This window comes from Paraburkholderia sp. BL27I4N3 (genome assembly GCF_003386115.1).
In the GTDB taxonomy this organism is placed as follows: Bacteria; Pseudomonadota; Gammaproteobacteria; order Burkholderiales; family Burkholderiaceae; genus Paraburkholderia.
The window spans coordinates 1,896,059-1,920,397 of sequence record NZ_QREJ01000001.1 but is presented as its reverse complement, the minus strand read 5'-3'; the positions used below and the strand labels follow the sequence as shown (position 1 = coordinate 1,920,397).

General features: G+C 63.4%; 26 protein-coding genes. 9 read left to right on the top strand and 17 right to left on the bottom strand.

The genetic code is table 11. The annotated features are described in order from the left end of the window. Positions 1-5: 5 nt before the first annotated feature. The 8 genes from B0G71_RS08905 to B0G71_RS08870 all read right to left on the bottom strand — a co-directional run bounded on the left by B0G71_RS08905 (position 6) and on the right by B0G71_RS08870 (position 6,037). Positions 6-1,391, bottom strand: coding sequence for a replicative DNA helicase (locus B0G71_RS08905; protein ID WP_074763850.1), 1,386 nt, complete (start codon positions 1,389-1,391; stop codon positions 6-8). Positions 1,392-1,524: 133 nt separating this feature from the next. Then, entirely contained in the window at positions 1,525-1,977 is a 453-nt protein-coding gene (rplI, locus tag B0G71_RS08900; RefSeq protein ID WP_106283575.1) for a 50S ribosomal protein L9, read from the bottom strand. A gap of 27 nt (positions 1,978-2,004) precedes the next feature. Continuing rightward, positions 2,005-2,280 carry a 30S ribosomal protein S18 gene (gene rpsR / locus B0G71_RS08895; RefSeq protein WP_007182109.1) on the bottom strand — a complete coding sequence of 92 codons (276 nt, stop codon included), beginning with the start codon at positions 2,278-2,280 and terminating at the stop codon, positions 2,005-2,007. A 2-nt stretch (positions 2,281-2,282) separates the two neighbouring features. Continuing rightward, entirely contained in the window at positions 2,283-2,582 is a 300-nt protein-coding gene (priB, locus tag B0G71_RS08890; protein WP_035550556.1) for a primosomal replication protein N, read from the bottom strand. Between the two features lie 51 nt (positions 2,583-2,633). Then, positions 2,634-3,008 (bottom strand): 30S ribosomal protein S6, encoded by a 375-nt coding sequence (gene rpsF / locus B0G71_RS08885; protein ID WP_006048823.1) that lies wholly within the window; start codon positions 3,006-3,008, stop codon positions 2,634-2,636. A 289-nt stretch (positions 3,009-3,297) separates the two neighbouring features. After that, the gene (locus tag B0G71_RS08880; RefSeq protein WP_116141091.1) at positions 3,298-4,245 is read right to left on the bottom strand and encodes an anti-sigma factor; all 948 of its coding nucleotides are present in this window, start codon (positions 4,243-4,245) and stop codon (positions 3,298-3,300) included. After that, positions 4,235-4,969: an RNA polymerase sigma factor gene (locus B0G71_RS08875; RefSeq protein ID WP_116141090.1), complete on the bottom strand. Its 735-nt coding sequence runs from the start codon at positions 4,967-4,969 to the stop codon at positions 4,235-4,237. The genes B0G71_RS08880 and B0G71_RS08875 overlap by 11 nt, the downstream gene beginning before the upstream one ends. A 153-nt stretch (positions 4,970-5,122) precedes the next feature. Beyond that, positions 5,123-6,037 (bottom strand): LysR family transcriptional regulator, encoded by a 915-nt coding sequence (locus B0G71_RS08870; protein ID WP_116141088.1) that lies wholly within the window; start codon positions 6,035-6,037, stop codon positions 5,123-5,125. A gap of 163 nt (positions 6,038-6,200) precedes the next feature. On the opposite strand from B0G71_RS08870, the gene gcl reads away from it, so the two are divergent. The 4 genes from gcl (at position 6,201) to B0G71_RS08850 (ending at position 10,853) form a co-directional block, all read left to right on the top strand. Then, a complete protein-coding gene (gene gcl / locus B0G71_RS08865; RefSeq protein WP_106283578.1) occupies positions 6,201-7,976 on the top strand; it encodes a glyoxylate carboligase in 1,776 nt (591 codons plus the stop codon). Between the two features lie 104 nt (positions 7,977-8,080). Beyond that, positions 8,081-8,890, top strand: coding sequence for a hydroxypyruvate isomerase (hyi, locus tag B0G71_RS08860; RefSeq protein ID WP_116148423.1), 810 nt, complete (start codon positions 8,081-8,083; stop codon positions 8,888-8,890). Positions 8,891-8,985: 95 nt separating this feature from the next. Further along, entirely contained in the window at positions 8,986-9,894 is a 909-nt protein-coding gene (locus tag B0G71_RS08855) for a 2-hydroxy-3-oxopropionate reductase (RefSeq protein ID WP_116141086.1), read from the top strand. 557 nt (positions 9,895-10,451) lie between these two features. After that, complete coding sequence (locus B0G71_RS08850) at positions 10,452-10,853, top strand: DUF3597 domain-containing protein (protein ID WP_116141084.1); 402 nt, start codon at positions 10,452-10,454, stop codon at positions 10,851-10,853. A 140-nt stretch (positions 10,854-10,993) separates the two neighbouring features. Here the strand turns inward: B0G71_RS08850 and B0G71_RS08845 are convergent, their stop codons facing one another. The 6 genes from B0G71_RS08845 to B0G71_RS08820 form a co-directional block, all read right to left on the bottom strand. Beyond that, positions 10,994-12,037, bottom strand: coding sequence for an asparaginase (locus B0G71_RS08845; RefSeq protein WP_116148421.1), 1,044 nt, complete (start codon positions 12,035-12,037; stop codon positions 10,994-10,996). Positions 12,038-12,260: 223 nt separating this feature from the next. Then, positions 12,261-13,187, bottom strand: coding sequence for a CysB family HTH-type transcriptional regulator (locus B0G71_RS08840; protein WP_106283582.1), 927 nt, complete (start codon positions 13,185-13,187; stop codon positions 12,261-12,263). A 94-nt stretch (positions 13,188-13,281) separates the two neighbouring features. Continuing rightward, positions 13,282-14,340 (bottom strand): sulfate/molybdate ABC transporter ATP-binding protein, encoded by a 1,059-nt coding sequence (locus B0G71_RS08835; protein WP_012432793.1) that lies wholly within the window; start codon positions 14,338-14,340, stop codon positions 13,282-13,284. Continuing rightward, complete coding sequence (gene cysW, locus B0G71_RS08830) at positions 14,340-15,395, bottom strand: sulfate ABC transporter permease subunit CysW (protein WP_116141082.1); 1,056 nt, start codon at positions 15,393-15,395, stop codon at positions 14,340-14,342. Before cysW ends, B0G71_RS08835 begins: the two co-directional genes overlap by 1 nt. After that, the gene (cysT, locus tag B0G71_RS08825) at positions 15,392-16,294 is read right to left on the bottom strand and encodes a sulfate ABC transporter permease subunit CysT (protein WP_106283584.1); all 903 of its coding nucleotides are present in this window, start codon (positions 16,292-16,294) and stop codon (positions 15,392-15,394) included. The genes cysW and cysT overlap by 4 nt, the downstream gene beginning before the upstream one ends. Before the next feature lie 161 nt (positions 16,295-16,455). Further along, entirely contained in the window at positions 16,456-17,496 is a 1,041-nt protein-coding gene (locus tag B0G71_RS08820; RefSeq protein WP_116141080.1) for a sulfate ABC transporter substrate-binding protein, read from the bottom strand. Between the two features lie 314 nt (positions 17,497-17,810). On the opposite strand from B0G71_RS08820, the gene lexA reads away from it, so the two are divergent. The 3 genes from lexA (at position 17,811) to B0G71_RS08805 (ending at position 19,674) form a co-directional block, all read left to right on the top strand. After that, a complete protein-coding gene (gene lexA, locus B0G71_RS08815; protein ID WP_012432789.1) occupies positions 17,811-18,461 on the top strand; it encodes a transcriptional repressor LexA in 651 nt (216 codons plus the stop codon). 104 nt (positions 18,462-18,565) lie between these two features. Further along, the gene (locus B0G71_RS08810) at positions 18,566-18,910 is read left to right on the top strand and encodes a hypothetical protein (protein WP_106283586.1); all 345 of its coding nucleotides are present in this window, start codon (positions 18,566-18,568) and stop codon (positions 18,908-18,910) included. A gap of 101 nt (positions 18,911-19,011) precedes the next feature. After that, complete coding sequence (locus B0G71_RS08805; protein WP_116141078.1) at positions 19,012-19,674, top strand: DUF2939 domain-containing protein; 663 nt, start codon at positions 19,012-19,014, stop codon at positions 19,672-19,674. A 173-nt stretch (positions 19,675-19,847) separates the two neighbouring features. Here B0G71_RS08805 and B0G71_RS08800 read toward each other — a convergent pair whose 3' ends face one another. Further along, a complete protein-coding gene (locus tag B0G71_RS08800; RefSeq protein WP_012432786.1) occupies positions 19,848-20,312 on the bottom strand; it encodes a universal stress protein in 465 nt (154 codons plus the stop codon). A gap of 288 nt (positions 20,313-20,600) precedes the next feature. Here B0G71_RS08800 and nodI point away from each other — a divergent pair, with 288 nt between their 5' ends. Continuing rightward, entirely contained in the window at positions 20,601-21,515 is a 915-nt protein-coding gene (nodI, locus tag B0G71_RS08795) for a nodulation factor ABC transporter ATP-binding protein NodI (protein ID WP_106283589.1), read from the top strand. Between the two features lie 104 nt (positions 21,516-21,619). Then, on the top strand, positions 21,620-22,447 hold the full coding sequence (locus B0G71_RS08790) for an ABC transporter permease (RefSeq protein WP_116141076.1): 828 nt from the start codon (positions 21,620-21,622) through the stop codon (positions 22,445-22,447). Between the two features lie 86 nt (positions 22,448-22,533). On the opposite strand, the gene B0G71_RS08785 is transcribed toward B0G71_RS08790, so the two are convergent. Both B0G71_RS08785 and B0G71_RS08780 read right to left on the bottom strand, forming a co-directional pair. Beyond that, positions 22,534-22,956 carry a hypothetical protein gene (locus tag B0G71_RS08785; protein ID WP_116141074.1) on the bottom strand — a complete coding sequence of 141 codons (423 nt, stop codon included), beginning with the start codon at positions 22,954-22,956 and terminating at the stop codon, positions 22,534-22,536. A 317-nt stretch (positions 22,957-23,273) separates the two neighbouring features. Next, on the bottom strand, positions 23,274-24,236 hold the full coding sequence (locus B0G71_RS08780) for a LysR family transcriptional regulator (RefSeq protein WP_116141072.1): 963 nt from the start codon (positions 24,234-24,236) through the stop codon (positions 23,274-23,276). Positions 24,237-24,339: the final 103 nt, after the last annotated feature.

Below are 24,339 nucleotides of genomic sequence, written 5' to 3'. Positions count from 1 at the left end.
CGTTTCTAGTCGCTGTAGAAATTTTGCGCGCCCGCAAAATTGTCGAACTTCGTGAATTGACCATGGAACGTGAGCCGAACAGGGCCGATCGGACCATTCCGCTGTTTGCCGATGATAATTTCGGCCGTGCCCTTGTCCGGGCTGTCCGGGTTATACACTTCGTCGCGGTAAATGAACAGGATCACGTCGGCATCCTGTTCGATAGCGCCGGATTCGCGCAAGTCGGACATGATTGGCCGCTTGTTCGGGCGCTGTTCAAGACCGCGGTTGAGCTGCGACAAGGCGATCACCGGTACGTCGAGTTCCTTGGCGAGACTCTTCAGCGAGCGCGAGATTTCCGAGATTTCGGTCGCGCGGTTTTCACCTGACGACGACCCGCTCATAAGCTGCAAATAGTCGATGATGATCAGCCCCAGCTTGCCGCACTGGCGCGACAATCGCCGCGCGCGCGAGCGTAATTCCATCGGGTTCAGACCGCCGGTTTCGTCGATGAAAATCTGCGCTTCGCTCATTTTCTGCACAGCGTGCGTGAGCTTCGGCCAATCCTCGTCGGTGAGGCGCCCGGTTCGCATACGGTGCTGATCCAGCCGTCCGACCGAGCCGAGCATACGCATGGTGAGCTGCGAACCCGGCATTTCCATCGAGAACACCGCGACCGGCAAGCCGTACTCGACCGCCACATATTCGCCGATGTTCATTGAAAATGCCGTTTTACCCATCGACGGACGACCCGCGACGATGATCAGCTCACCGCCGTGCATGCCCGAAGTCATGCGGTCCAGATCGACGAAGCCGGTCGGCGTGCCGGTCACGTCGCTCGGATTGGCGGTGTGATAAAGCGTGTCGATCCGCTCGACAACTTGCGTGAGCAGCGGTCCAATTTCGAGGAAACCCTGCGTGCCGCGCGCGCCATCTTCGGCGATCGAAAACACCTTCGATTCGGCCTCATCCAGCAACTGCCGGACTTCCTTGCCCTGCGGATTGAAGGCATCAGCCGAGATTTCATCGGCGACCGAGACTAGCCGGCGCAACACCGCGCGATCGCGCACGATTTCCGCGTAGCGGCGGATGTTGGCCGCGCTCGGCGTGTTCTGCGCGAGCGCGTTCAGATAGGCCAGACCGCCGACTTCTTCCGCCTTGCCCGAGGTGCCGAGCGCCTCGTAGACGGTGATCACGTCGGCCGGACGCGTGGCCGCGATCAACTTGCCGATGTGCTCGAAGATGATGCGGTGGTCGTAGCGGTAAAAATCGCTCTGCGACAGGAAATCGGCGATGCGGTCCCACGCGGCATTGTCGAGCAGCAGGCCGCCCAGCACCGATTGCTCGGCCTCGATCGAATGCGGCGGGACTTTCAGCGACTCGAGTTGGGGATCTTTGGACGGTGCGTTCATGGAGAGGAATTATCGGGTAATCGAGCGGCCGCGGCGAGCGGGAAAAACAAAAAAACAGGCACAAAAAAGGCAGGGGCCGGTTACCCGGCCCCTGCCCTTCGCCAGCAACGTCCTGGCAAATACTGCCTGATGCTTAGACGTGTTCGCCGATCACAGCCACCGTCACATCGACCAAGACGTCGGTGTGCAGCGAGATCTGAACTGCGTGCTCGCCAACCAGCTTCAGCGGGCCTTCCGGCAGACGCACTTGCGCCTTTTCCACTGCGAAGCCTTGCTTGACCAGGGCTTCAGCGATGTCCGCGTTCGTCACCGAACCGAACAGACGGCCGTCGACGCCAGCCTTCTGATTGATCTGAACGGTCGAGCCACCCAGCTTTTCGCCTTGAGCGGTAGCCGCAGCCAGCTTTTCAGCGGCGACTTTTTCCAGTTCTGCGCGACGCACTTCGAATTCAGCCAAAGCTTCCTTCGTTGCACGGCGGGCTTGCTTGTTCGGGATCAGGAAGTTACGTGCGTAACCGTCCTTGACCTTCACGATATCGCCCAGGTTGCCCAGATTGACGACTTTTTCCAGAAGAATAATTTGCATTCGGAGACTCCTTATCGCGTCGTCGGGTTAGGCCTTGTGCTGGTCGGTGTACGGCACCAGCGCGAGGAAACGTGCGCGCTTGATTGCCGTATCCAGCTGGCGTTGATAGTGCGACTTCGTACCCGTGAGACGCGCCGGCGTGATCTTGCCGTTTTCGCCGATGAAGTCCTTCAGCGTTTCGAGGTCCTTGTAGTCGATGTGATCGACGCCAGCGGCCGTGAAACGGCAGAACTTCTTGCGCTTGAAGAGCGGATTTTGTTGCTGACGACGCTTGTCGAATTTCTTACCAGTCGGGCGGGGCATGTTCAGTCCTTTCCAATGTCCTGCAATGCTGTGATGTGAAATACCAGAGTTCTTGCGTTGCGGTGCTTTTTTGCCAGAAAGCCTGTGAAGAGCGTTTCCACGCCCATCTGACAGCTTTCCAGCTTACCGCTCGCCTCGCCTGCGGCCACTGCCTGCATGGTCAGTTCGACTTGCCGGGTAATGCCGGCTTCGACGACTTCCGTGCGGTGGTGCAACGTGCAGCCTGCGATCGGAACGCCGGCGGGGGTATATCGCACCGGTTCGCGTTCAACGACGCTGGCCGTCAGTTGCAGCCGATTCATGTAGCCTTCGACGAGAACGACGCTTTGATCTGGTAGCTTAAATAGTGTGTCTTAAGCCTGCGCTTCGGACGGTTGCGTAGCAGCCGACTTCTTGGCTTCTTCGCGCTGCACTTCCTTCATCATCGGCGACGGGCCGGTCTCGGCCTTCTTCATCTTGACGATCAGGTGACGCAGAACAGCGTCGTTGAACTTGAATGCGTGTTCCAGCTCATCGAGCGTGGTTTGGTCGCATTCGATATTCATGCAGACGTAGTGAGCCTTCGCGAGTTTCTCGATCATGTAGGCCAGTTGGCGACGGCCCCAGTCTTCGATACGGTGGATCTGGCCACCGTGCGAGGTGATCGTGGACTTGTAACGCTCGATCATGGCGGGCACTTGCTCGCTCTGATCCGGGTGCACGATAAATACGATTTCGTAATGACGCATATTCACTCCTTGTGCTGACTTATGGATTAAAGCCACCCGGGCGTCGAACCGGTGTGGCAAGTGAGAAGCCCAAGAGTGTAACCCGATTGGGGCCGGGTTGCAAGATATCCCGTTATTGCGAAGCGCGAATCGGGTGTGTTTTCAAAGGTTTAGCCAGTGCGGCCGCGGCGTGGGCACCGCCTCTCGCACCCGGCGGCCTGAAACGCGCACCGAAGCCTGTGGGAGCGGCCGCACCCGCAAACCCCGGCGGTCTGTGGCCCGCAGAGCCGCCCAGCGCGCTGGTCGCAGTCTACGAGCCAGTTTCCGTGCGCTCGCTGCCGCTTTGCAGGCGCGCCTTCAGCGCCACTTCGAGCCCCTTCAGCGCATCTGGCGCGGCGTCCGAGATTGCCCACCAGGTCATGCCTTCCGCGTTCCAGTGCGCAATCGAGTAGCCTTCGCGGCCGAGCGTCGCCGGCGCCGTGCCGCTGGAGGCGGTCTGCGGAAAGACGTACACGTCGATCACATGCTTCTGGTAGCGGTACACCAGCACGGCCACCCGCTGATGCGCGAGGTAATCGAGGCGGCCGCCCTCCAGCGCAAAGCCGTTCGCCGCGAGATCCTCGACCGGCGGCGAATAGTCGAGCCGGCCATTGAACCACGGCTTGACCGTATGCCGGTCCGTCGAAATCACGTCGATGTCACGTCCCGAGACCTGCGCGCGTACGTGACTTTCTATCAACTCGTCGGTAAATGGCCCGAAGTCCGCCGGCCGACGCAGGTTCAGCGCCACGCCAGCCGCCGCCGCACACAGCGCGAGCACCAGCACCGTCAGCCAGCCGCGCCCGAACACGCCGCCTGAGCCGACCGCGCCGCCGCCGATGCCGCCCGTGCCAGCGCCAGCGCCCGTCGGCCAGCCCAAACCGCCCTGCGGCGCACGCATCCCGGCCAGCAAACGCTCGAGCCAGCCGCGCCGTGCCTGCTCGCGCGACGGCGCCTTGACGTTGGCAACCGGCGCCTCGGCCGCCGCAACCGGCTCGTCGACGGACGGCAATCCGGCGATGATCCGCTCGCGCAGCGACTGCGGCGCACGATGGTAAGGCAGCGCGCGCACCGCGCCACTCAAGGCCCGCAGGTTCTCGCTTTCGCGCCGGCAGGCGTCGCAGCTCTCGATGTGCTGCTGAACGCGCCGGGCGTCCGGCGCGGGCAATTCGTGATCGGCGTTCGCGTCGAGGAGCGGCCGCGCTTCGTTACAGTCCATCTGGCGTCTCCTGAGCGTTGCCGGCGACGCTGCCGCCGGGTGTGTTGAGCGGCCGGCCATTGGCGGACGCCCGCAATGGGGTGACGCTCGCCGTAGCCGATCTGCCTGGGCCGGCCGCCGCGCACGCCGACGACCGGTGCGAAGCGCTTCCGCCCTCCTGTTTCTCCATGAGCAGCGCGGCAAGCTTGCGACGCCCCCGCGCGAGCCGGGACATCACCGTGCCGATCGGCACGTCGGCCACCGCGGCGATCTCCTTGTAACCCATTTCCTCCAGCTCCCGCAGCATCAGTACTTCCCGATATTCGACCGGTAACTGCGCAAGCGCCTCGTGCACGCGCTTGGTGTCCTCGTCGCGGATCAGGAGCGCCTGCGGATCGGCGCCGCCGACGCTCCAGCCTTCGAACGAGGCGTCGTCCATGGTGTCGTCGAACTCCACCGTCTCATGCGACGACGAACGTCGTCGCCATTCCGTGTACCAGGTGCGTCGCACGATCGCCAGCAGCCAGGGCCGCGCCGAGTCGCCGCGAAACGTGTCGAAGAATCGGAATGCGCGCATGAACGCTTCCTGCACGACATCGTCGGCGTCGCTCGCGTTACCGCACAACCAGCGCGCAAGGTTGTACGCGGCATCGAGGTGCGGCAGCGCCATTTGCTGAAAGCGCCGGCTCCTCGCTGCTTCGGACTCGCCGTGCGCGCGGACAGGTTCTGAATCGGTCTGGACCACCTCGGCCCTCCAGGGCATTGCGGCTATGCGATTTAGCTCGTCGGGACACTCTCTGCAACGAATAACCGGCCATTTGCCGAGTTTATTCCCGACCCCGCCCGGAATCCGCAAAAAAATCCGGCCGAACCGCCAGCGCGCCCGGATGCGGCAGGGTTAGTAAGCCGGGCGGTTCCAGTAGTCCTCGCTGGCGTAGACCTCTTTCAGATAATCGATGAAGTACCGCACCTTCGCCGGCACGTACCGCTGCTGCGGGTAGACGGCGAGAATGTCGTAGTCCGGCAGCGCGAACTCGTCGAGTACGGTTTCCAGCTCGCCGCGCGCCAGCTGCTGCTGGATCTCCCACGTGGAGCGCCAGCCGAGCCCGAGACCTTCCGACACCCAGCGGTGCAGCAATTCACCGTCGTTGCAATCGAGCGTGCCGCCCACCCGCACCGTCGCCAGCTTGCCGTTGCGGCGGAAATACCAGCCGCGGTTCTGTCCGCCTTGCAGATTGAATGCGAGACAGTTGTGCTGCGGCAGGTCTTCGAGCGTTTTCGGCCGGCCGTGCTGGCGAAAATACTCCGGCGTGCCGCACACCACGCGCCGGTTCGACGCCAGCTTGACCGCTACGAAGTTCGGATCGACCGCGCCGCCGATCCGGATCGACAGGTCGTAACCCTCGCGTACCAGATCCACTACCCGGTCGGTCAGATTGAACGACACCTGCAATTCCGGCTTGTCGGCGAGAAACACCGGCGCGAGCGGCGCGACGTGCTTGCGCCCGAACGCCGCCGGCGCCGACACGATCAGATGGCCGTTCACGGCGCGCCGCCCGGCGCTGAGCTCGTTTTCCGCCTGATCCCATTCGGTGAGGAGACCCCGGCAGCGCTCGAGAAATGCAGCGCCGTCTTCGCTAACCACCAGCCGCCGCGTCGAGCGGTACATGAGTTTGACGCCGAGGCGCCTTTCCAGCGCGTCGATGCGGCGGCCGAGAATCACCGGCGACACGCCCTCCTCCAGCGCGGCCGCCGCCAGGCTGCCGGCATCCGCGACACGCACGAAGGTTTCGATCTGTTTGAAGCGATCCATTTTTGTCTCCCTGCTGCCAGTCCCGATGCCAGTCCGCGGGCCATTCCATACTTTTTGTTTCGAAATAAGCGACCCGGACTGATCTTATCAAACCTTTAGGTGAGGCCTAAAGTGCACTCAACACTTTTAATTCGCCCATTCCCAAGACATTCAGGAGACATTCATGGCCAAGATGAGAGCCGTCGACGCAGCGGTGCTGGTGCTCGAAAAGGAAGGCATCGACACCGCATTCGGCGTTCCGGGCGCAGCGATCAACCCGTTCTACTCGGCCATGCGCAAGGCAGGCAACATCAGCCACGTGCTGGCCCGCCACGTCGAAGGCGCGTCGCATATGGCCGAAGGCTATACGCGCGCCCAACCGGGCAACATCGGCGTGTGTATCGGCACCTCGGGCCCGGCCGGCACCGACATGATCACCGGTTTGTACTCGGCTCAGGCCGACTCCATTCCTATTCTCGCCATCACGGGCCAGGCGCCGCGCGCGCGTCTGTACAAGGAAGATTTCCAGGCCGTCGATATCGAATCGATCGCCAAGCCCGTCACCAAATGGGCCGTCACCGTGCGTGAGCCGGCGCTGGTGCCGCGTGTGTTCCAGCAGGCTTTCCACCTGATGCGCTCGGGCCGTCCGGGTCCGGTGCTGGTCGATCTGCCGATCGACGTGCAACTCGCCGAAATCGAATTCGACATCGACACGTACGAACCGCTGCCGGTCTACAAGCCGAAAGCGACGCGCAAGCAGATCGAAGCTGCGCTCACCTTGCTGAACAACTCGGACAAGCCGCTGATCGTCTCGGGTGGCGGCGTGCTGAACGCGGCCGCAGAAGACCTGCTCGTCGCGTTCGCTGAAACCATCGGCGTGCCGGTGATTCCGACGCTGATGTCGTGGGGCGCGATTCCCGACGACCATCCGCTGATGGCTGGCATGGTCGGCCTGCAAACCTCGCACCGCTACGGCAACGCGACGATGCTCGCCTCCGACTTCGTGCTCGGCATCGGCAACCGCTGGGCGAACCGTCACACGGGCAGCGTCGAGGTGTACACGAAGGGCCGCAAGTTCGTGCACGTCGACATCGAACCGACGCAGATCGGCCGCGTGTTCGGTCCGGATCTGGGCATCGTGTCGGACGCGAAGGCCGCGCTCGAACTGTTCGTCGAAGTGGCAAAGGAATGGAAGGCCGCGGGCAAGCTGAAGGACCGTAGCGCGTGGGTTGCCGACTGCCAGGAACGCAAGCGCACGATGCATCGCAAGACGCACTTCGACAACGTGCCGATGAAGCCGCAGCGCGTCTACGAAGAGATGAACCAGGTGTTCGGCCGCGACACGTGCTACGTGAGCACGATCGGTCTCTCGCAGATCGCCGGCGCGCAGTTCCTGCACGTCTACAAGGCGCGCAACTGGATCAACTGCGGCCAGGCCGGCCCGCTCGGCTGGACGATTCCGGCAGCGCTCGGCGTGCGTGCGGCTGATCCGCAACGTCCGATCGTGGCGCTCTCGGGCGACTACGACTTCCAGTTCATGATCGAAGAGCTGGCCGCCGGCGCGCAATTCAAACTGCCGTATGTTCACGTGGTGGTGAACAACTCATACCTCGGCCTGATCCGCCAGGCACAGCGCGCGTTCGACATGGACTTCTGCGTGCAACTCGGCTTCGAGAACATCAACGCGCCGGAGATGAACGGCTACGGCGTGGATCACGTCGCGGTGGCCGAAGGTCTGGGTTGCAAGGCGATCCGCGTGTTCAAGCCGGAAGAACTGAAGCCCGCGCTGCTCAAGGCGCAATCGATGCTCTCCGAGTTCAACGTGCCGGTGATCGTCGAAGTGATTCTCGAGCGTGTGACCAACATTTCGATGGGCACCGAAATCGACGCGATCAACGAATTCGAAGAACTGGCCACGAAGCGCGAAGACGCGCCGACCGCGATCAGCATGCTCGACTGAGTGGCCTGACGCAGCGAAACGATGAGCATCACGTGAGCGCGGTTCTGCAAACCGAACCGCCTCACGAAGTTATTCCACTGACCGACCAGAGAGACAGACGCACCATGCCGAAATTTGCAGCGAATCTCACCATGCTGTTCAACGAGGTCCCGTTCCTCGACCGCTTTGCGGCCGCTGCGGACGCGGGCTTTCACGCCGTCGAATTTCTGTTTCCGTATCCGTTTCAAATCGCCGAATTGAGCGAGCGTCTGCAGCAGAACCGCCTGAAGCTGGTGCTGCACAACCTGCCCGCGGGCAACTGGGAAGCCGGCGAACGCGGCATCGCTTGCCTGCCGCATCGCGTGAGCGAATTCCAGGAAGGCGTCGGCCGCGCGATCGAATATGCGAAAGCATTGAAGGTGCCGCAACTGAACTGCCTCGTCGGCATTCCGACGGCCGGCGTGGATGCGGACAAGGCGCGCTCGACCATCGTCGACAACCTGCGCTTCGCTGCGAGCGAACTGAAGAAGGCCGGCATCAAGCTGCTGGTCGAGCCGTGCAATTCCTATGACATTCCGGGTTTCGCGTTGAACCGTTCGGCCGAAGGCCTCGACGTGATCCGCGCAGTCGGTTCGGACAATCTGTTCCTGCAGTACGACATCTATCACATGCAACGGATGGAAGGCGAACTCGCGGCGACCATCAGGAAGAACCTGCCGCAGATCGCGCACATCCAGCTCGCCGACAACCCGGGCCGCAACGAACCGGGCACCGGCGAAATCAACTACCCGTTCCTGTTCGATCTGCTCGACTCGCTCGGCTACGACGGCTACGTCGGCTGCGAATACAAACCGCGCACGACGACCACCGCCGGCCTCGGCTGGGTGCAGAGCGTGGCCGGGCAAACCCGCGGCGCGGCGCACGCCGCCGCCTGAGCGTCGCATCGCCTGATTGCCAGGCGGGATCAGGCGCTCGACGCCCCGAAGGAAGTCCCACGAGGGACCCCAAACAACACTGGAGATTTAGACACATGGCAAAGATCGGTTTTATCGGCCTCGGCATCATGGGCGCGCACATGGCGCGCAACCTCATCAAGGGCGGTCACTCGCTGTTCGTGAATGGCGCGTACCCGGTGCCGGAAGATCTGAGCAAAACGACGAGCGTCGTCGCCGATTCGACCGCTGTCGCGCAGGCCGCCGACATCGTCATCATCATGGTGCCGGACACGCCTGATGTCGCCAACGTGCTGTTCGCCGACGACGGCGTCGCCGCCGGCCTTTCGCAAGGCAAGCTCGTGATCGACATGAGCTCGATCTCGCCGCTCGACACGCAAGCGTTCGCGAAGAAGATCAATGCGCTCGGCGTCGACTATCTGGATGCGCCGGTTTCAGGCGGCGAAGTCGGCGCGCGTGAAGCGTCGCTGACGATCATGGTGGGCGGCCCGGAAAAGGCGTTCGCCACGGCCAGGCCGCTGTTCGAACTGATGGGCAAGAACATCTCGCTGATCGGCGACAACGGCGCGGGCCAGACCTGCAAGGTCGCGAACCAGATCATCGTCGCGCTGAATATCGAAGCCGTGGCCGAAGCGCTGCTGTTCGCCTCGCGCTCGGGCGCCGATCCGGAACGTGTGCGCAAGGCTTTGATGGGCGGCTTCGCTTCGTCGCGGATTCTCGAAGTGCACGGCGAGCGCATGACCAAGCGCAAGTTCGATCCAGGCTTCCGCATCGAATTGCACCAGAAGGATCTGAACCTCGCACTCGACGGCGCGCGCAAGCTCGGCATCGCCCTGCCGCATACGGCGAGCGCGCAGCAACTGTTCAGCGTGTGCGCGGCGAACGGCGGCAAGGCATGGGATCACTCGGCAATGGTGCGCGCGCTCGAAATCATGGCGAATTTCGAAGTCGCGCAAGCGCCGGGCAGCGAAGCCAAGGCAGCATAAGGCAGCAATACGGATTGCGATGATCGTTGCAGGATCAACGTCATGGCAGTCGCAGGTGGGGCGCCCGGTTCGTCGTGCGACATGCATGACGGAACGGGCAAATCGTGCCGCTCTGGGCTGAGAGCGGCAAGTGGGGTCCGCAGCGGCACCCGGCGGCGCCGGGGAAGCCTTGGTCGGTCAGACGTCGTCGTCGGGTGTCCGGCTGTCGGACTTCAATGTTTAGCGATGTTTATGCTTTTTCGGCCAAACTCTCGCAGCGGGTGCGTCACGCACGCCGCTCACCGGCGTGTCTCTTTGCCGCTACCCTCGTACGCATGGCCGCAAGTCTGCTTGCATTTGCTTGCAACTCCGTCCCCTTTGCTCGACCTTTTTTGACACATCGGTCCGCGCTTTTCTCCTACACTCGTTGAGTCTGGTTGCGGGCGTGTCGGCGCCCAAGTGCGGCTTGCCGGTCATGGCAACGCGTGTCCGCTGCTTCATTCGCCCGATTCCCAGCCAGTGTTCAACCCGTGAGCGGAATGTGCTTGCGCCAGTAACCCCTCTGCAAAGGATTCAGAATGAGCATCTTTGGTGACATCGTACATAAGCTCTTTGGCAAAGCGAAACCGGACCAGCCCGCGCCCGCTGTCGAGCCGACACCGGATCCGGCCGCGGCGCAAGCTGCTGCACCGTCGGCCACTCCGGCGCCCGCGCCGCTCGCCGACGTCGACGTCGCTGTCGTCATGGACCAGTTCGTGAGCGAGAGCGGTCAAACGTTGAACTGGCGCACGTCGATCGTCGACACGCTGAAGGCGCTCGGCGTCGACAGCAGCCTCGATCATCGCAAGGAACTCGCCAGGGAGTTGAAGTACACCGGCGACACGAACGATTCGGCAAGCATGAACATCTGGCTGCACAAGCAGGTGATGGTGGCACTGGCAGCTAACGGCGGCAAGTTGCCGCCGGATCTGGCGAACTGACAGCGTGCAGGCGTCGCCTTTTCGGCGCTAGCGATAAACCGCAAGCTGAAACGACAACGCGGCGCTCCGGTCGATGACCTGGGCGCCGCGTTGTCATTTGAGCGTCATGCGCTGAATTGAATTGCTCAGCGCTGAATCCCTCAGTACGTATCGAAAGTCTTCTGCAAAGCCACCGGCCCCGTTGCGCCCGCGGCCAATGCCAGCATCAGCAGCACGCGCGCCTTGTACGGATTCAGCGAACCCGCGCTGACGAAACCGAGTGCGTCGTCGGCGGCCGCGCCGTTGCGCATCACGTGGCCCGATCCCACGCGCGACGCACGCACCACCGCGACGCCTTGCGAGGCGGCATCGGCGAGCGCCTGCTGCACCGAGGCGTGAATCGAGCCATTGCCCGTGCCTGCCACGACGATGCCGCGCACACCCGCGGCGACCAACGCATCGACGGCAATGCGCGACACGCCCGCGTAGCTCACGACGATTTCCACATGCGGCCACGTCGCGCCGATCACGAACTCGGTTGCAAGCGTATGCGGACGCAACACACCGCGCTGGAACTCGACACGGCCGTCCTGCACCCAGCCGAGCGCGCCGATTTCGGGCGAGTGAAACGCGTCGACCGCATAGGTGCTCGTCTTGACCACGTCACGCGCGCTATGGATCTTGTTGTTGAAGGCCACCAGCACGCCCTGCCCGCGCGAACTCGCCTGCGCCGCGACCGTCACGGCGTTCAGCAGATTCAGCGGGCCATCGGCGGACAGCGCCGAGGCCGGGCGCATGGCCGCCGTCAGCACGACCGGCTTGTCCGACTTGACCGTGAGATGCAGCAGGTAGGCGGTTTCTTCGAGCGTGTCGGTGCCGTGCGTGACCACCACGCCGTCGATCTCGTCGTCGGCGAGCAGCGTGTTGATGCGTTGCGCGAGCGTGGTCCAAAGCGGCATCGCCATGTCCTTGCTGTCGACGCTGGCAATCTGCTCGCTCTCCATGCGCGCCACCGTCGACAAGGCCGGCACCACGGCCAGCAATTGCTCGACGCCGATCACGCCGGCCTGATAACCCGAGGTGTTGGTGGCGCTCGCGGCCGCGCCGGCAATCGTGCCGCCGGTCGCCAGCACGACGATGCGCGGCAGCAATGACGTGGCGCCTTCGTTTGAAGGTATAGCGGAAGAAGAAGTCGAAGTATTCATGGCGGCGATTGTAAGCGATGCGCCGCGCGCCGCCATGCGTGAAAAAACGGATGTGCGTTCGTTTCGGGGTTGGATGGGGCCGGCGCTTTGGCGCCACAAGTTTGTGCGGCGTCTGGCCTGGGCCAGCCGCAGCCCGCATGAAGTTCGCGCTAACCGGCCGCCGCGATGGATTCGTGCGGCAGCGTTCGGCGTTGCGCCGGACCGCGACGATCCGGCGCAACCCTCAAACCGCTTCGCGCAACTGCGCGGCGATATCCGCTTCGTTCAGTTGCGGCGCGAACATCTCGATCAACCGGTACGCGTACGCGCGCAGGAACGCGCCCTTGCGCAAACCGACCCGCGTCGTGCTCGCCTCGAACAGATGCTGCGTGTCGAGCGCGACCAGTTCCGTATCGCGCTTCGGATCGTAGGCCATCGCCGCGACCACGCCGATGCCCATGCCGAGTTCGACGTAGGTCTTGATCACGTCGGCGTCGATCGCGGTCAGCACGACGTCGGGCAACGCGCCCGCTTTCGCGAAGGCCTGGTCGATATGCGAGCGGCCCGTGAAGTCCTGATCGTAAGTGACGATCGGGAATTCGGCGATTTCGTCGAGCGTCAGATTCGGACGGCCCACCAGCGGATGATCCTTCGGCACGACCACGACGTGATGCCATGAATAGCACGGGAACGTGACGATATCCGGGAAACGGTCGAGCGCTTCGGTGGAGATGCCGATGTCCGCTTCGCCGTTGATGATCATCTGCGCGATCTGTTGCGGGCTACCCTGACGCAGCGCCAGATGCACTTTCGGGAACACCTCGGTGAACTGACGGATCACCTTCGGCAACGCGTAGCGCGCCTGCGTGTGGGTGGTCGCCACGACCAGGTGCCCGCTGTCCTGGTCAGCGTACTGGCGCGCGACCCGGCGCAGATTCTCCGCGTCGAGCAGCATCCGCTCGATCAGTTGATGTACGGCCTTGCCCGGCTCGGTGAGGCCCGTGAGGCGCTTGCCACGTCGAATGAAAATGTCGACGCCGAGTTCGTCCTCCAGATCCTTGATCTGTTTCGATACGCCCGACTGCGACGTGTACAGCACGTTCGCCACCTCGGTCAGATTCATGTTCTGACGCACGGCTTCGCGCACAAAGCGCAATTGCTGGAAATTCATCTTGATGTCTCCGGTTCGGCCAGAGTTGAGTTATTTGAGTTCGTTTGAAACGCCGGGTCGTGTTGCTGTCGCTGCGCGCCTGACAGCACTGCGCTCACTGCGCCGGAAACACACGCAAGGCGCGCGGCACCGCGGTCACGCCGTCGCCGATCGAGAGCTGCAGATCGCGCCACGCTTCGCGATCGAGTTCGGCCTCGAGCAGGTTGCCCTCGCGGCCCGCGAGTTCGACCCGCACCGAGCCACCCAGTGTCACCACGCGCCGCACGTCGACGACGATGCCTTCGCGATGCCCCGACGCCTGCGGGTACAACTGCAGATCGTGCGGACGCACATAGGCGAACGCGGGACCGCTGAAATCGGCCTTGATGGAAACCGGCAACGCCGCGCCGTCCACCACGAAACCGCTTGCATCGACGTTGCCGTGCAGGCGATTCGCCGCGCCGAGAAACTCGTAGACGAACGAGGTTTGCGGATGGTCATACACGTCCTGCGGACTGCCCACCTGCTCCACATGCCCGCGATTCAGCACGACGATACGGTCGGCGACTTCGAGCGCTTCTTCCTGATCGTGCGTGACGAAAATCGTCGAGATATGCAGATCGTCGTGCAGACGACGCAGCCAGCTGCGCAGTTCCTTGCGCACCTTCGCATCCAGCGCGCCGAACGGTTCGTCGAGCAGCAGCACTTTCGGTTCGACGGCCAACGCGCGCGCGAGCGCGATACGTTGCCGCTGGCCGCCCGACAGTTCCGACGGATAGCGTTGCGCGAGCCAGTCGAGCTGCACGAGCTTGAGCAGTTCATGCACCTTCTCGCGGATCACGGCTTCCGAGGGGCGCTCCTTGCGCGGCTTCACGCGCAAGCCGAAGGCCACGTTCTCGAACACCGTCATATGGCGGAACAGCGCGTAATGCTGGAACACGAAGCCCACTTCCCGCTCGCGCGCGCCGACCGTCGCCACGTCCTGGCCTTGCAGCACGACCTGGCCGCCGTCGGCGTATTCGAGTCCGGCGATCACGCGCAGCAAGGTCGTCTTGCCACAACCCGACGGCCCGAGCAGCGCAACCAGTTCGCCCGGCGGAAAGTCGAGCGAGACGTTATCGAGCGCGACGAAATCGCCGAAGCGCTTCTGCAGGTTACGAACGGTGATACCCATTACAGCTCTCCTTGCTTGAGCGGGTGTTGCTGCGGTGCATGCGTTGCTTGCGTTGTGTGTGATGCGCTTGTTGCGGGTGTTGCGGGTGTTGCGCTTGTTGCATTGGCCGCAGGCGTAACGGGACCCGCGTATGCGGGCACATCGCGCGCGGCCGACAGTTCCGCCGACATATGGCGCTCGGCGAGCAGCTTCAGGCCGAGCGTCACGAGTGCGAGCAGAGCCAGCACCGACGCCACGGCGAACGCCGCCGAGAAGTTGTATTCGTTGTAGAGAATTTCGACGTGCAGGGGCATCGTGTCGGTCTGGCCGCGAATATGGCCCGACACCACCGACACCGCGCCGAACTCGCCCATTGCCCGCGCGTTACACAGAATCACGCCGTACAGCAGGCCCCATTTGACGTTGGGCAGCGTGACGCGGCGGAAGATCTGCCAGCCCGACGCGCCGAGCACGTGCGCGGCTTCTTCTTCGTCGTTGCCTTGCGCCTGCATCAACGGAATCAGCTCACGCGCGACGAACGGGAACGTGACGAAGATCGTTGCCATCACGATGCCCGGCACCGCGAAAATGATCTGCACGTTGTGGTCCTGCAGCCACGGGCCGAACCAGCCCTGCGCGCCGAACATCAACACATAGATCAAGCCCGAGATCACCGGCGACACCGAAAACGGCAGATCGATCAGGGTGGTCAGCAGCGCCTTGCCGCGGAACTCGAACTTGGCGATACACCACGAAGCCACGAGGCCGAACACGAGGTTCAGCGGCACCGCGATCGCGGCGGTGATCACGGTGAGCTTGATCGCCGCGAGCGCGTCCGGATCGGCGAGCGATTCCAGATAGAAACCGAGCCCCTTGTTCAACGCCTGATAGAACACGGCGGCGAGCGGCACGACGAGAAACAGCGCGAGAAACAGCAGCGCGACGCCGGTGAGAATCCAGCGCACGACAGGCGGTTCGGTGACCGGATCGGGCCGGCGCGCGACGTTCAGCGGCGCGCGCGGCGCCACGGCCACGGCTGCTGCCGCGCCTGCATTCTTCACGGAATCGCGGCTCATTGCGCACCTCCGCCGACACCGATCGCCGCGACACTCGCGGCAGCAGGCGCCGGGCCCGCGCCCCCACGACTCGTGCGGCGCTGCAGATACCACTGCAAGGTATTGATAAAGAGCAGCATCAGGAACGACACGACCAGCATCACGACCGCGATCGCAGTCGCACCCGCATAGTCGTATTGCTCGAGCTTGGTGATGATGAGAAGCGACGTGATTTCCGACTTCATCGGCACGTTGCCGGCGATGAAAATCACCGAGCCGTATTCGCCGAGGGCGCGCGCGAATGCCAGCGCGAAGCCCGTCAGCAGCGCCGGAAACACCGCCGGCAACACCACGCGCCGAAACGTCAGCCAGCGCGACGCGCCCAGGCACGCCGCCGCTTCTTCCTGCTCGCGCTCGAACTCTTCGAGCACCGGCTGCACCGTACGCACCACGAACGGCAAACCGATGAAGGTCAGCGCGACCAGCACGCCCGCCGGCGTGAACGCGATCTTCAGGCCGAGCGGTTCGAGGAACTGCCCGATCCAGCCGTTGCCCGCGTACACGGCCGCGAGCGAAATACCCGCGACCGAGGTGGGCAGCGCGAACGGCAGATCGACCACGGCATCGACAATGCGCTTGAACGGAAACGTGTAGCGTACCAGCACCCACGCCACCAGAAAGCCGAACACCGCATTGATCAGCGCGCCGCCGAGCGCGGAAAAGAAGGTGAGCCGATACGACGCGAGCACGCGCGGCGAACTCACCGCACGCACGAACTGGCTCCAGTCGAGCGTGGCGGTCTTGAGAAAGGTCGCCGCAAGCGGAATCAGCACCACGAGGCTCAGATAAGCCACCGTGATGCCGAGTGTCAGGCCAAAACCGGGCAACGCGCTCGGTTTTCGGAAGGTCAACGTCGTCATGCTCGTTACTCGTTCAGGTTGATGCTCGTATTGCCGGCCGGCAGGCCCTGGCGGCCAAAAGCGCGCCCCATGGGGCGCGCTCGGGAGTGACGCGTCGCCGCGTCGTGCTGCCTATGTCTATGCCTTTGCCTATGCCTTTGCCGATGCCGGCAGCGGGCCTGTTACTGCGGCTGATAGATCGAATCGAACACGCCGCCGTCGGCAAAGTGCGTCTTCTGCGCGTTGGTCCAGCCGCCGAACGAATCGTCCACCGTGTACAGCTTCAGCTTCGGAAACTTGGCGGTCAGCTCGGCCGGCACCTTGTTCGAACGCGGACGGTAGAAGTTCTTCGCCGCGATCTCCTGGCCTTGCTCGCTATACAGGAAGTTCAGGTAAGCTTCGGCGACCTTGCGCGTGCCGTGCTTGTCGACCACCTTGTCCACCACCGCGACCGGCGGCTCGGCCAGAATGCTGACCGACGGCACCACGATCTCGAACTTCTCCGGACCGAATTCCTTGAGCGACAGGAAGGCTTCGTTTTCCCATGCGATCAGCACGTCGCCAATCCCGCGTTGCACGAAGCTGGTGGTCGCGCCGCGCGCGCCCGAATCCAGCACGCCGGCATTCTTGTACAACTTGCCGACGAATTCCTTGGCCTTCTGATCATTGCCGCCCGGCTGATGCTCGGCGTACGCCCAAGCCGCGAGGTAGTTCCAGCGCGCGCCGCCCGACGTCTTCGGGTTCGGCGTCACGATCGACACACCCGGCTTGATCAGATCGTCCCAATCCTTGATGTGCTTCGGGTTGCCCTTGCGCACCAGAAACACGATCGTCGACGTGTACGGCGAGGCGTTATCCGGCAAACGCTTCTGCCAGCCCTTGTCCAGCAAACCCTTGTTCGCCAGTGCGTCGATGTCATAGGCGAGCGCCAGCGTCACCACGTCGGCCTGCAGACCGTCGAGCACCGAGCGCGCCTGGGCGCCCGAGCCGCCGTGCGACTGCTTGAAGGTGATCGTCTCGCCCGTCTTCGCTTTCCACTCCTTGCCGAACGCCTGGTTGACGTCCTGATACAGCTCGCGCGTCGGGTCGTAGGAGACGTTCAGCAGCGTCGTGTCGGCGGCGTGCGCCTGCGCCATCACGCCGAGCGCGCCCGCCGCGCCCAATGCTAGCGCCGCGATCAGTTTCTTCGTCCTGCCTGCCAGCCCCGTACCTTGGTATTTCATGTCAACTTTCTCCGCGTTGTCCGCTGAAACAGCGTGTGATGTCTTTTCTTGTGTCGCGGTCACGTGCACATGAACGTCAACTGGAGGCCCAGTCTATCGAAGGGCTTTCATCATTAAAAATAATGTTTCTTCATTTTTTAATACTCAAAAGTGGTAACGACAGCTGGATAAGGCGTTGCTGAACGAAAACGGCTGTTAAAGCATCGTTTGACGGCGCTGGAACGCCGCCCTTCGCCCCGAACTTAAAGTAAAGCTTGAATTGCGCCGAATACTGTATAAAAATACAGTCACCTGTTCATACATACAGTGGCGCCATGACCAAACTCACCGCACGACAGCAGCAGGTTTTCGATCTGATCCGCAGGGCTATCGAACGCACCGGCTTTCCGCCCACCCGCGCGGAGATCGCCGCCGAGCTGGGTTTCAGCTCGGCCAATTCGGCAGAAGAACATCTGCGCGCACTCGCCCGCAAGGGCGTGATCGAACTCGCGGCCGGCGCATCGCGCGGCATTCGCCTGCTGGCCGGTCCGGAAGACTCGCCGCACCAGTTCACGCTGCCGCACGCCAGCATCATGCAACTGTCGCTGCCGCTGATCGGGCGCGTTGCCGCCGGCAGCCCGATCCTCGCGCAGGAACATATCTCGCAGCACTACGCGTGCGACCCGGCGCTGTTCTCGAGCAAGCCCGATTACCTGCTGAAGGTGCGCGGGCTGTCCATGCGCGACGCGGGCATCTTCGACGGCGATCTGCTCGCGGTGCAAAAGCGCAGCGAAGCGAAAGACGGCCAGATCATCATTGCCCGGCTGGGCGACGACGTCACGGTCAAGCGCCTGAAGCGCCGGCCGAATGGGCTCGAACTGATCGCCGAGAACCCCGATTACGAAAACATCTTCGTTGAAACCGGCAGTGCGGAGTTCGCGCTGGAGGGTATCGCCGTGGGGCTGATTCGCCCCGGCGAGTTCTAACCAGCTCTAACCCTTTTGCGCGTTCGACAGAATAAAAAGCCGCGTCAATGTCGCATCGACACTGCATCAACGCCGCATCAACGTTGCATCGTCTGGAGAGTCTCATGGAACGTCTTGCCCGCCTGCTGCCCTTTCGCCAGTTCGGTCGTCTGCGTCACCTTCGCAAGCTGGTGCCGTGCTCATTGATCGAGGCGGCCACGCGCAGCACACCGTCGCTGTTCGACTCGCCCGAGGCTGCGTCGAGCTTGCCTTCGTCGTTGCCGGCGTTTGCCCGCGTGTCGTTGAATTCCGGCCTGAATACGGCCGAACCGGCGCGTCGCGCACCGGTGCGGGTCTATCACGGGCCGTCGCGTCTCATCATGGTCGGCACGATGGACGCCGTTTGCCGCATGATCGACCGCTGCATCGCCGACGAAGCCAACGTCCACGGCGCGGTGTTCGAGTCGTGATGACCCGGTCTTGAGCGGGCGGCGAGAGATTGCATTGCGTGGGATCGTTTTCGCGTGGCCGTGGTCCACGTTAGATCACACCTGATGGAGAGTCCCACTCGATGGCAGTTCCGAAACATACCCAACGCGGCAGCAGAGGCGGCGCCACAAAGCCGCTGATCGTCACACTCGTCGTGATCGTGGTGATCGCCGCTCTGGGGTTTGCTTACGCGTCGCCGTACATCGCGCTGAACAATCTCAAACGCGCGGCCGATGCGCGCGATGCGCAAACGGTCAATCAGTACGTCGACTTCCCCGCGTTGCGTGAGAGCCTGAAGGAACAGGTCGCCGGCCTGCTGACACGCCGGCTTGGCGCGCACAGCAACGGCAATCCATTGGCCGCCATTGGCGCGATGATCGGCGTCGCGTTGATCGGCCCGCTCGTGGATGCCTATGCCACACCGGACGGTGTCGCGGCCTTGCTGAACGGCATGCCGCCGCGCGGCGATCCGGGTGAGCGGCCGCCCGCGCCGCCGGCCGCGAACAATCCGTCCGACGCCGCCGCGACCGCACCGGCACCGGCAGCGCCTCCGGCCGGCAACGCGGTGAATGGGAATGCCAATGCCACGCCCCCACAACCGCCGCAAACCACCGCGGGCTATCGTGGGCTCAACGAGTTTGTCGTCACGTACCAGCATGGCGCCGGCGACGCGCGTTACTCGGCGATCTTTCAGCGCGAAGGGATATTCACGTGGAAGCTGGCCGCGGTCAATCTGAACGAGTGATCGCGGCAGGTCGGCTTTGTATGGCGCGGATCCCGTGATCGCGCCAATTATTTGGCGAGTCGCGGCGAGTCGCGGCGAGTCGTTCAGCGACATCGTTATGACGTCGAGGCCACCGGGTAGTGAGGCCGGAGTGCCCGGCCGCCAGCCAACCGTCCACAATGGCGACATGCGCCTCAAGCTGCCGCTTGCTGCTGCTCCTGCGCCGAAGAACACGCCACCAGAATGCTGCACGAGACACGGTCGAGCAACGGCGTATTGCCCGCGCCCATCCACCATCGCGACAAACCCGTGCGGCAACGGTGGCCGACCACCACCAGGTCGACATGCAGTTCATTGGCGAGGTTGGCGATCTCATCGATCGGATGGCCGAATGCAAAATGCCCTTGTGCGGTCACACCTCGCTCGGTGAGCCAATCAACGCCTTCCTGCAGGATGTCGCGTGCGGTCTTTTCGAAACTGCCGCAGGCCACGTCGGTCAGCAGGCCCGCGCTTTGCGCAATACTCGAGCGCATGTCGACGACGGACAGCAAATGGGTTTCCGCTTTCAGATCCAACGCCAGGTCGGCGCCGCAACGGAGTGCTTTGCGGCCTTCGCGCGAGCCGTCGTAGCACAGCAGGATTTTCTGGTAGCTCGCCATGATTTTTCTCCCTTCGCGCGGGACGCGCGATTCTCAATTAATCATGGTGCGCCGCAATTCAGGTTGCAAGGGATGGAAAACGCTAACTGTGCGCTGACCGCCCTCTAACCACGCCCTAAACAGGTGCGCGAGCCGCTCGGAGGGTCTCCGCGCGCCGATGCCGCAGTGCAAGAAACCGGCTTCGTATTGTCGGGGCGAACCAACAGCGTCGCGCCGATGCCCTAGAATAGGCCGCCTCCCTCGGCCACTCACGTCATTCACGCCCTTCCTTGGAGACTCGTTCGATCCATGCCCGAAGCCGCCATCGAATTTCATCAGGTCAAAAAAAGCTACGGCGAAAAAACGGTCGTCGATGGACTGTCGTTTCATGTGAACGCCGGCGAATGCTTCGGCCTGCTCGGCCCGAACGGAGCGGGCAAGACCACCACGTTGCGCATGCTGCTCGGCATTGCCGCGCCGGACGCGGGCACGATCCGTCTGTGCGGCGAGCCGATCCCCGGACGCGCGCGCGTGGCGCGGGCGCGCGTCGGCGTGGTGCCGCAGTTCGACAATCTCGATCCCGACTTCACAGTGCGTGAGAACCTGCTGGTGTTCGGCCGCTACTTCGGTTTGAGCGCCGCGCAATGCCGTGCGATGGCGCCTTCGCTGCTCGAATTCGCGCGGCTCGAAAGCAAGGCGGACGCGCGCGTGAGCGAGTTGTCCGGCGGCATGAAGCGGCGCCTCACGCTGGCGCGCGCGCTCGTCAACGACCCCGATGTGCTGATCATGGACGAGCCGACCACCGGCCTCGATCCGCAGGCGCGGCATCTGATCTGGGAGCGGCTGCGCTCGCTGCTCGCGCGCGGCAAGACCATTCTGCTGACCACGCACTTCATGGAAGAAGCCGAACGCCTCTGCCACCGGCTGTGCGTGATTGAGGAAGGACGCAAGATCGCCGAAGGCGCGCCGAGCGCGTTGATCGCTTCCGAGATCGGTTGCGATGTGATCGAGATCTTCGGACCCGACCCGGTCGCGTTGCGCGATGAACTGGCGCCGCTCGTCGAGCGCACCGAGATCAGCGGCGAGACGCTGTTCTGCTATGTCAACGACGCGCAGCCGGTGCATGCACGGCTCAAGCAGCGCGCGGATCTGCGCTATCTGCATCGACCGGCGAATCTGGAAGATGTGTTCCTGCGGCTCACGGGCCGCGAGATGCAGGATTGAAGCGCATCGGTCGAGACCGCCATTGCACGCAACGCCCTGCAACTACAACGACGCCCTGACAGAAACCACGCAGGGACACGCACGAGATACGCACGAGACCCGCAATGGACGCACGCACCTACGAAACCGCCGGCGACACGCCATCGAATCAGGAAGCCTTCGCCGCCTTCCCCGCGAACGCCAGCAACTGGATCGCGGTGTGGCGCCGCAACTATCTGGTGTGGAAGAAACTCGCGATCGCCTCGATGTTCGGCAACCTGGCCGACCCGATGATCTATCTGTTCGGCCTCGGCTTCGGGCTGGGGCTGATGGTCGGCCATGTCGACGGCGTGTCGTATATCGCGTTTCTCGCGGCGGGCACGGTGGCCTCGAGCGTGATGATGTCGGCAAGTTTCGAGTCGATGTATTCGGGCTTCTCGCGCATGCATGTGCAGCGCACCTGGGAAGCGATCATGCATACGCCGCTGACGCTCGGCGACATCGTGCTCGGCGAGGTGATCTGGGCAGCCAGCAAATCGGTGCTCTCGGGCGCGGCGATCATGTTGGTGGCAGGCGCATTGGGCTACGCAAATTTTCCGTCGATGCTGCTGGCGCTGCCGGTCATCGTGCTGACCGGGCTTGCGTTCGCGAGCATTGCGATGGTCGTGACGGCGCTCGCGCCTTCGTACGACTTCTTCATGTTTTACCAGACGCTGATGTTGACGCCGATGCTGCTGCTATCCGGCGTGTTCTTTCCGGTCTCGCAACTGCCTGCCGTTGCGCGGGGCGCGACCCAGATGTTGCCGCTGGCGCATGCGGTCGACCTGATGCGGCCGGCGATGCTGGGCCGCCCCGTCGATAATGCGCTGTTGCATATCGCCGTGCTGGCCGCGTATGCGCTGGGCGGGTTTATCGTGTCGGCTATTCTGTTTCGCCGCCGGATGATGAAGTAGGTTTTCCGGCCGTCAACCATAACGGATGCCAGGCGCTGATCGCCGCGCCCGACGAAACATCAGCGCCTGGCGCGAGCCGGGCCCGCTCAGTCCTCGTCATCCGTCCACGGAATGTCCACGTCGGAGATAAACGCCACCGTGGCGAACGGACCGCCGTCCTGACGCCCGATCTTGCCGTCGGCTCGCTGCCACTCGACCCGGAACACCGTGCCCGGGTCGTCGGCGATCAGGCGGACCGTGCGCACTTCATCCGGATCGGCCTCTTCGACGGGGCCATCGAGCGAGACCTGCAGCTCCTGCGGCCACAGCCCGTCGGCCGGATCGTAGATCTTGTCGCCGTCGGGAATCAGGGTGAAGGCTTCCACGCCGATGGTGGCCGACGCGTCCACGATCATCTTGCCCAACGCGCGCAGCAATGCCGTGGCCCGCGCCGAATTCGCCTGACGGATGGCCAGATCCCCGCGCGTCAGCGCCTGCTCAAGTTTTGGGTTTGTTTTTTGTTGCGCCATTCGATGTCCTGGGTCCTATCGCTCTGTTGTGGACGGCGCGCAAATTCGCGCGCGCGCCGCTCTCCATTTTTCGGGCTGAATCCTACCATCGCCATGCACTGCAGCATTGCCGGCCATGCACTGCGGCGCTTTCAGCCCACCCCGTCCACCACAGTTTAGGTCGTGATTCGCGATCCGGCTGGGACATTTGCCTTTCGATCGGTCGCGAATCGATCACTATCGCACGCACGCCGCCGGCCTGTTTGGTTGTGCGCCGGTCGTCGTCATCGCAGTCTCGTCCGCTCGATGGCGCGTAGATTGTCCAGCCGCTGCGGCCGTCAGCCCTTGGCTCTGCCGCGCTTTCGCGCGGCCTTCGAGGCCGGCGTATCCGCCGGCTTCGCATCCGCGATTTCCGCGATCAGATGATCCCGGAACGCCCTCACCGACTGCGGCAGTTCACGCCCCGCCATGGTCTGCACCTGGATGCTGCGCTGGCGCATCTGCGGATGGGTCAGCGGCATCACGACGAAACCATCGCCGGCGTAACGGTCACGCACGGACAGCAGACCCGTGAACATGATCGCGCCGGACTTCTGCGCGTAGCGATACATGGCACCGCTGTTGTTGCAGGTGAGCTCGGGTTCGAGCAGGACGCCTTCGAGCGCGCAGGTAATGTCGATCAACTGACGAATCGTCGTGCCGGGCTCGGGCAGCACGAGCGGATAGCGCCGCAAGTCGGCGAGCGACACCTTCGCGCGCGCGGCGAGCGGATGATCGGCGCGCAGCAGCGCCAGCACCGGCGCGCGCTCCGTATGCTCGACCTTCACGCCCTTTTCCGGCGCGAGGCTGAAGGTCAACGCAAGGTCGGCGTCGCCGTCGCGCACCTGGCGGGTCGCCTCGCCTGGCGACATGACCGAGAGCGTGAAGTCGATGCCCGGATACTGAACCCGGAAGCTCGCCATCGCGGTGGGCAGGAAGTCGGCGGCGAAACCTTCGGAACTCGTCACCTTGATCATGCTGCCATGCAAGGTCTCGAGGCCGCCGATCTCCTTCATCACATGCTCCGCCTCCAGCAGGCTGCGCTGCGCGTAGGCCAGCAGGCGCTCGCCCGCTTCGGAAAGCGCCATGCCGCGCGGACGCCGCTCGAATAGCGCGACGCCGAGATCGCTTTCGAGCCGCGCCACCTGCCGGCTGATCGCCGAGACGGCGACATGCAGCCGCGCGGACGCGTCGCTGAGCGAGCCGGTGCGCGCGACTTCGACGAAATAGCGCAGCGCGATGCCATGCAGCGAAAGTGCCATGTGTGATGTCCCATTCAACGGTCAGCGCCGGCGCGCCGATATCCGCAAGTGCCTTCTGTACGCGCGGCGAGCTTTGCCTTTTCAGCAACGCAAGCTTCGAAAG

What these genes read in the sequence shown, in the direction of transcription:
- B0G71_RS08785 (WP_116141074.1), bottom strand. Translation starts at nt 22,956, where the DNA reads ATGGCGCAACAAAAAACAAACCCAAAACTTGAGCAGGCGCTGACGCGC.
- cysW (WP_116141082.1), bottom strand. Translation starts at nt 15,395, where the DNA reads ATGAGCCGCGATTCCGTGAAGAATGCAGGCGCGGCAGCAGCCGTGGCC.
- B0G71_RS08855 (WP_116141086.1), top strand. Translation starts at nt 8,986, where the DNA reads ATGGCAAAGATCGGTTTTATCGGCCTCGGCATCATGGGCGCGCACATG.
- B0G71_RS08835 (WP_012432793.1), bottom strand. Translation starts at nt 14,340, where the DNA reads ATGGGTATCACCGTTCGTAACCTGCAGAAGCGCTTCGGCGATTTCGTC.
- B0G71_RS08840 (WP_106283582.1), bottom strand. Translation starts at nt 13,187, where the DNA reads ATGAATTTCCAGCAATTGCGCTTTGTGCGCGAAGCCGTGCGTCAGAAC.
- B0G71_RS08780 (WP_116141072.1), bottom strand. Translation starts at nt 24,236, where the DNA reads ATGGCACTTTCGCTGCATGGCATCGCGCTGCGCTATTTCGTCGAAGTC.
- B0G71_RS08845 (WP_116148421.1), bottom strand. Translation starts at nt 12,037, where the DNA reads ATGAATACTTCGACTTCTTCTTCCGCTATACCTTCAAACGAAGGCGCC.
- B0G71_RS08870 (WP_116141088.1), bottom strand. Translation starts at nt 6,037, where the DNA reads ATGGATCGCTTCAAACAGATCGAAACCTTCGTGCGTGTCGCGGATGCC.
- cysT (WP_106283584.1), bottom strand. Translation starts at nt 16,294, where the DNA reads ATGACGACGTTGACCTTCCGAAAACCGAGCGCGTTGCCCGGTTTTGGC.
- B0G71_RS08800 (WP_012432786.1), bottom strand. Translation starts at nt 20,312, where the DNA reads ATGGCGAGCTACCAGAAAATCCTGCTGTGCTACGACGGCTCGCGCGAA.
- nodI (WP_106283589.1), top strand. Translation starts at nt 20,601, where the DNA reads ATGCCCGAAGCCGCCATCGAATTTCATCAGGTCAAAAAAAGCTACGGC.
- hyi (WP_116148423.1), top strand. Translation starts at nt 8,081, where the DNA reads ATGCCGAAATTTGCAGCGAATCTCACCATGCTGTTCAACGAGGTCCCG.
- rpsR (WP_007182109.1), bottom strand. Translation starts at nt 2,280, where the DNA reads ATGCCCCGCCCGACTGGTAAGAAATTCGACAAGCGTCGTCAGCAACAA.
- rplI (WP_106283575.1), bottom strand. Translation starts at nt 1,977, where the DNA reads ATGCAAATTATTCTTCTGGAAAAAGTCGTCAATCTGGGCAACCTGGGC.
- B0G71_RS08810 (WP_106283586.1), top strand. Translation starts at nt 18,566, where the DNA reads ATGGAACGTCTTGCCCGCCTGCTGCCCTTTCGCCAGTTCGGTCGTCTG.
- B0G71_RS08790 (WP_116141076.1), top strand. Translation starts at nt 21,620, where the DNA reads ATGGACGCACGCACCTACGAAACCGCCGGCGACACGCCATCGAATCAG.
- B0G71_RS08880 (WP_116141091.1), bottom strand. Translation starts at nt 4,245, where the DNA reads ATGGACTGTAACGAAGCGCGGCCGCTCCTCGACGCGAACGCCGATCAC.
- B0G71_RS08850 (WP_116141084.1), top strand. Translation starts at nt 10,452, where the DNA reads ATGAGCATCTTTGGTGACATCGTACATAAGCTCTTTGGCAAAGCGAAA.
- rpsF (WP_006048823.1), bottom strand. Translation starts at nt 3,008, where the DNA reads ATGCGTCATTACGAAATCGTATTTATCGTGCACCCGGATCAGAGCGAG.
- B0G71_RS08820 (WP_116141080.1), bottom strand. Translation starts at nt 17,496, where the DNA reads ATGAAATACCAAGGTACGGGGCTGGCAGGCAGGACGAAGAAACTGATC.
- priB (WP_035550556.1), bottom strand. Translation starts at nt 2,582, where the DNA reads ATGAATCGGCTGCAACTGACGGCCAGCGTCGTTGAACGCGAACCGGTG.
- B0G71_RS08805 (WP_116141078.1), top strand. Translation starts at nt 19,012, where the DNA reads ATGGCAGTTCCGAAACATACCCAACGCGGCAGCAGAGGCGGCGCCACA.
- lexA (WP_012432789.1), top strand. Translation starts at nt 17,811, where the DNA reads ATGACCAAACTCACCGCACGACAGCAGCAGGTTTTCGATCTGATCCGC.
- gcl (WP_106283578.1), top strand. Translation starts at nt 6,201, where the DNA reads ATGGCCAAGATGAGAGCCGTCGACGCAGCGGTGCTGGTGCTCGAAAAG.
- B0G71_RS08905 (WP_074763850.1), bottom strand. Translation starts at nt 1,391, where the DNA reads ATGAACGCACCGTCCAAAGATCCCCAACTCGAGTCGCTGAAAGTCCCG.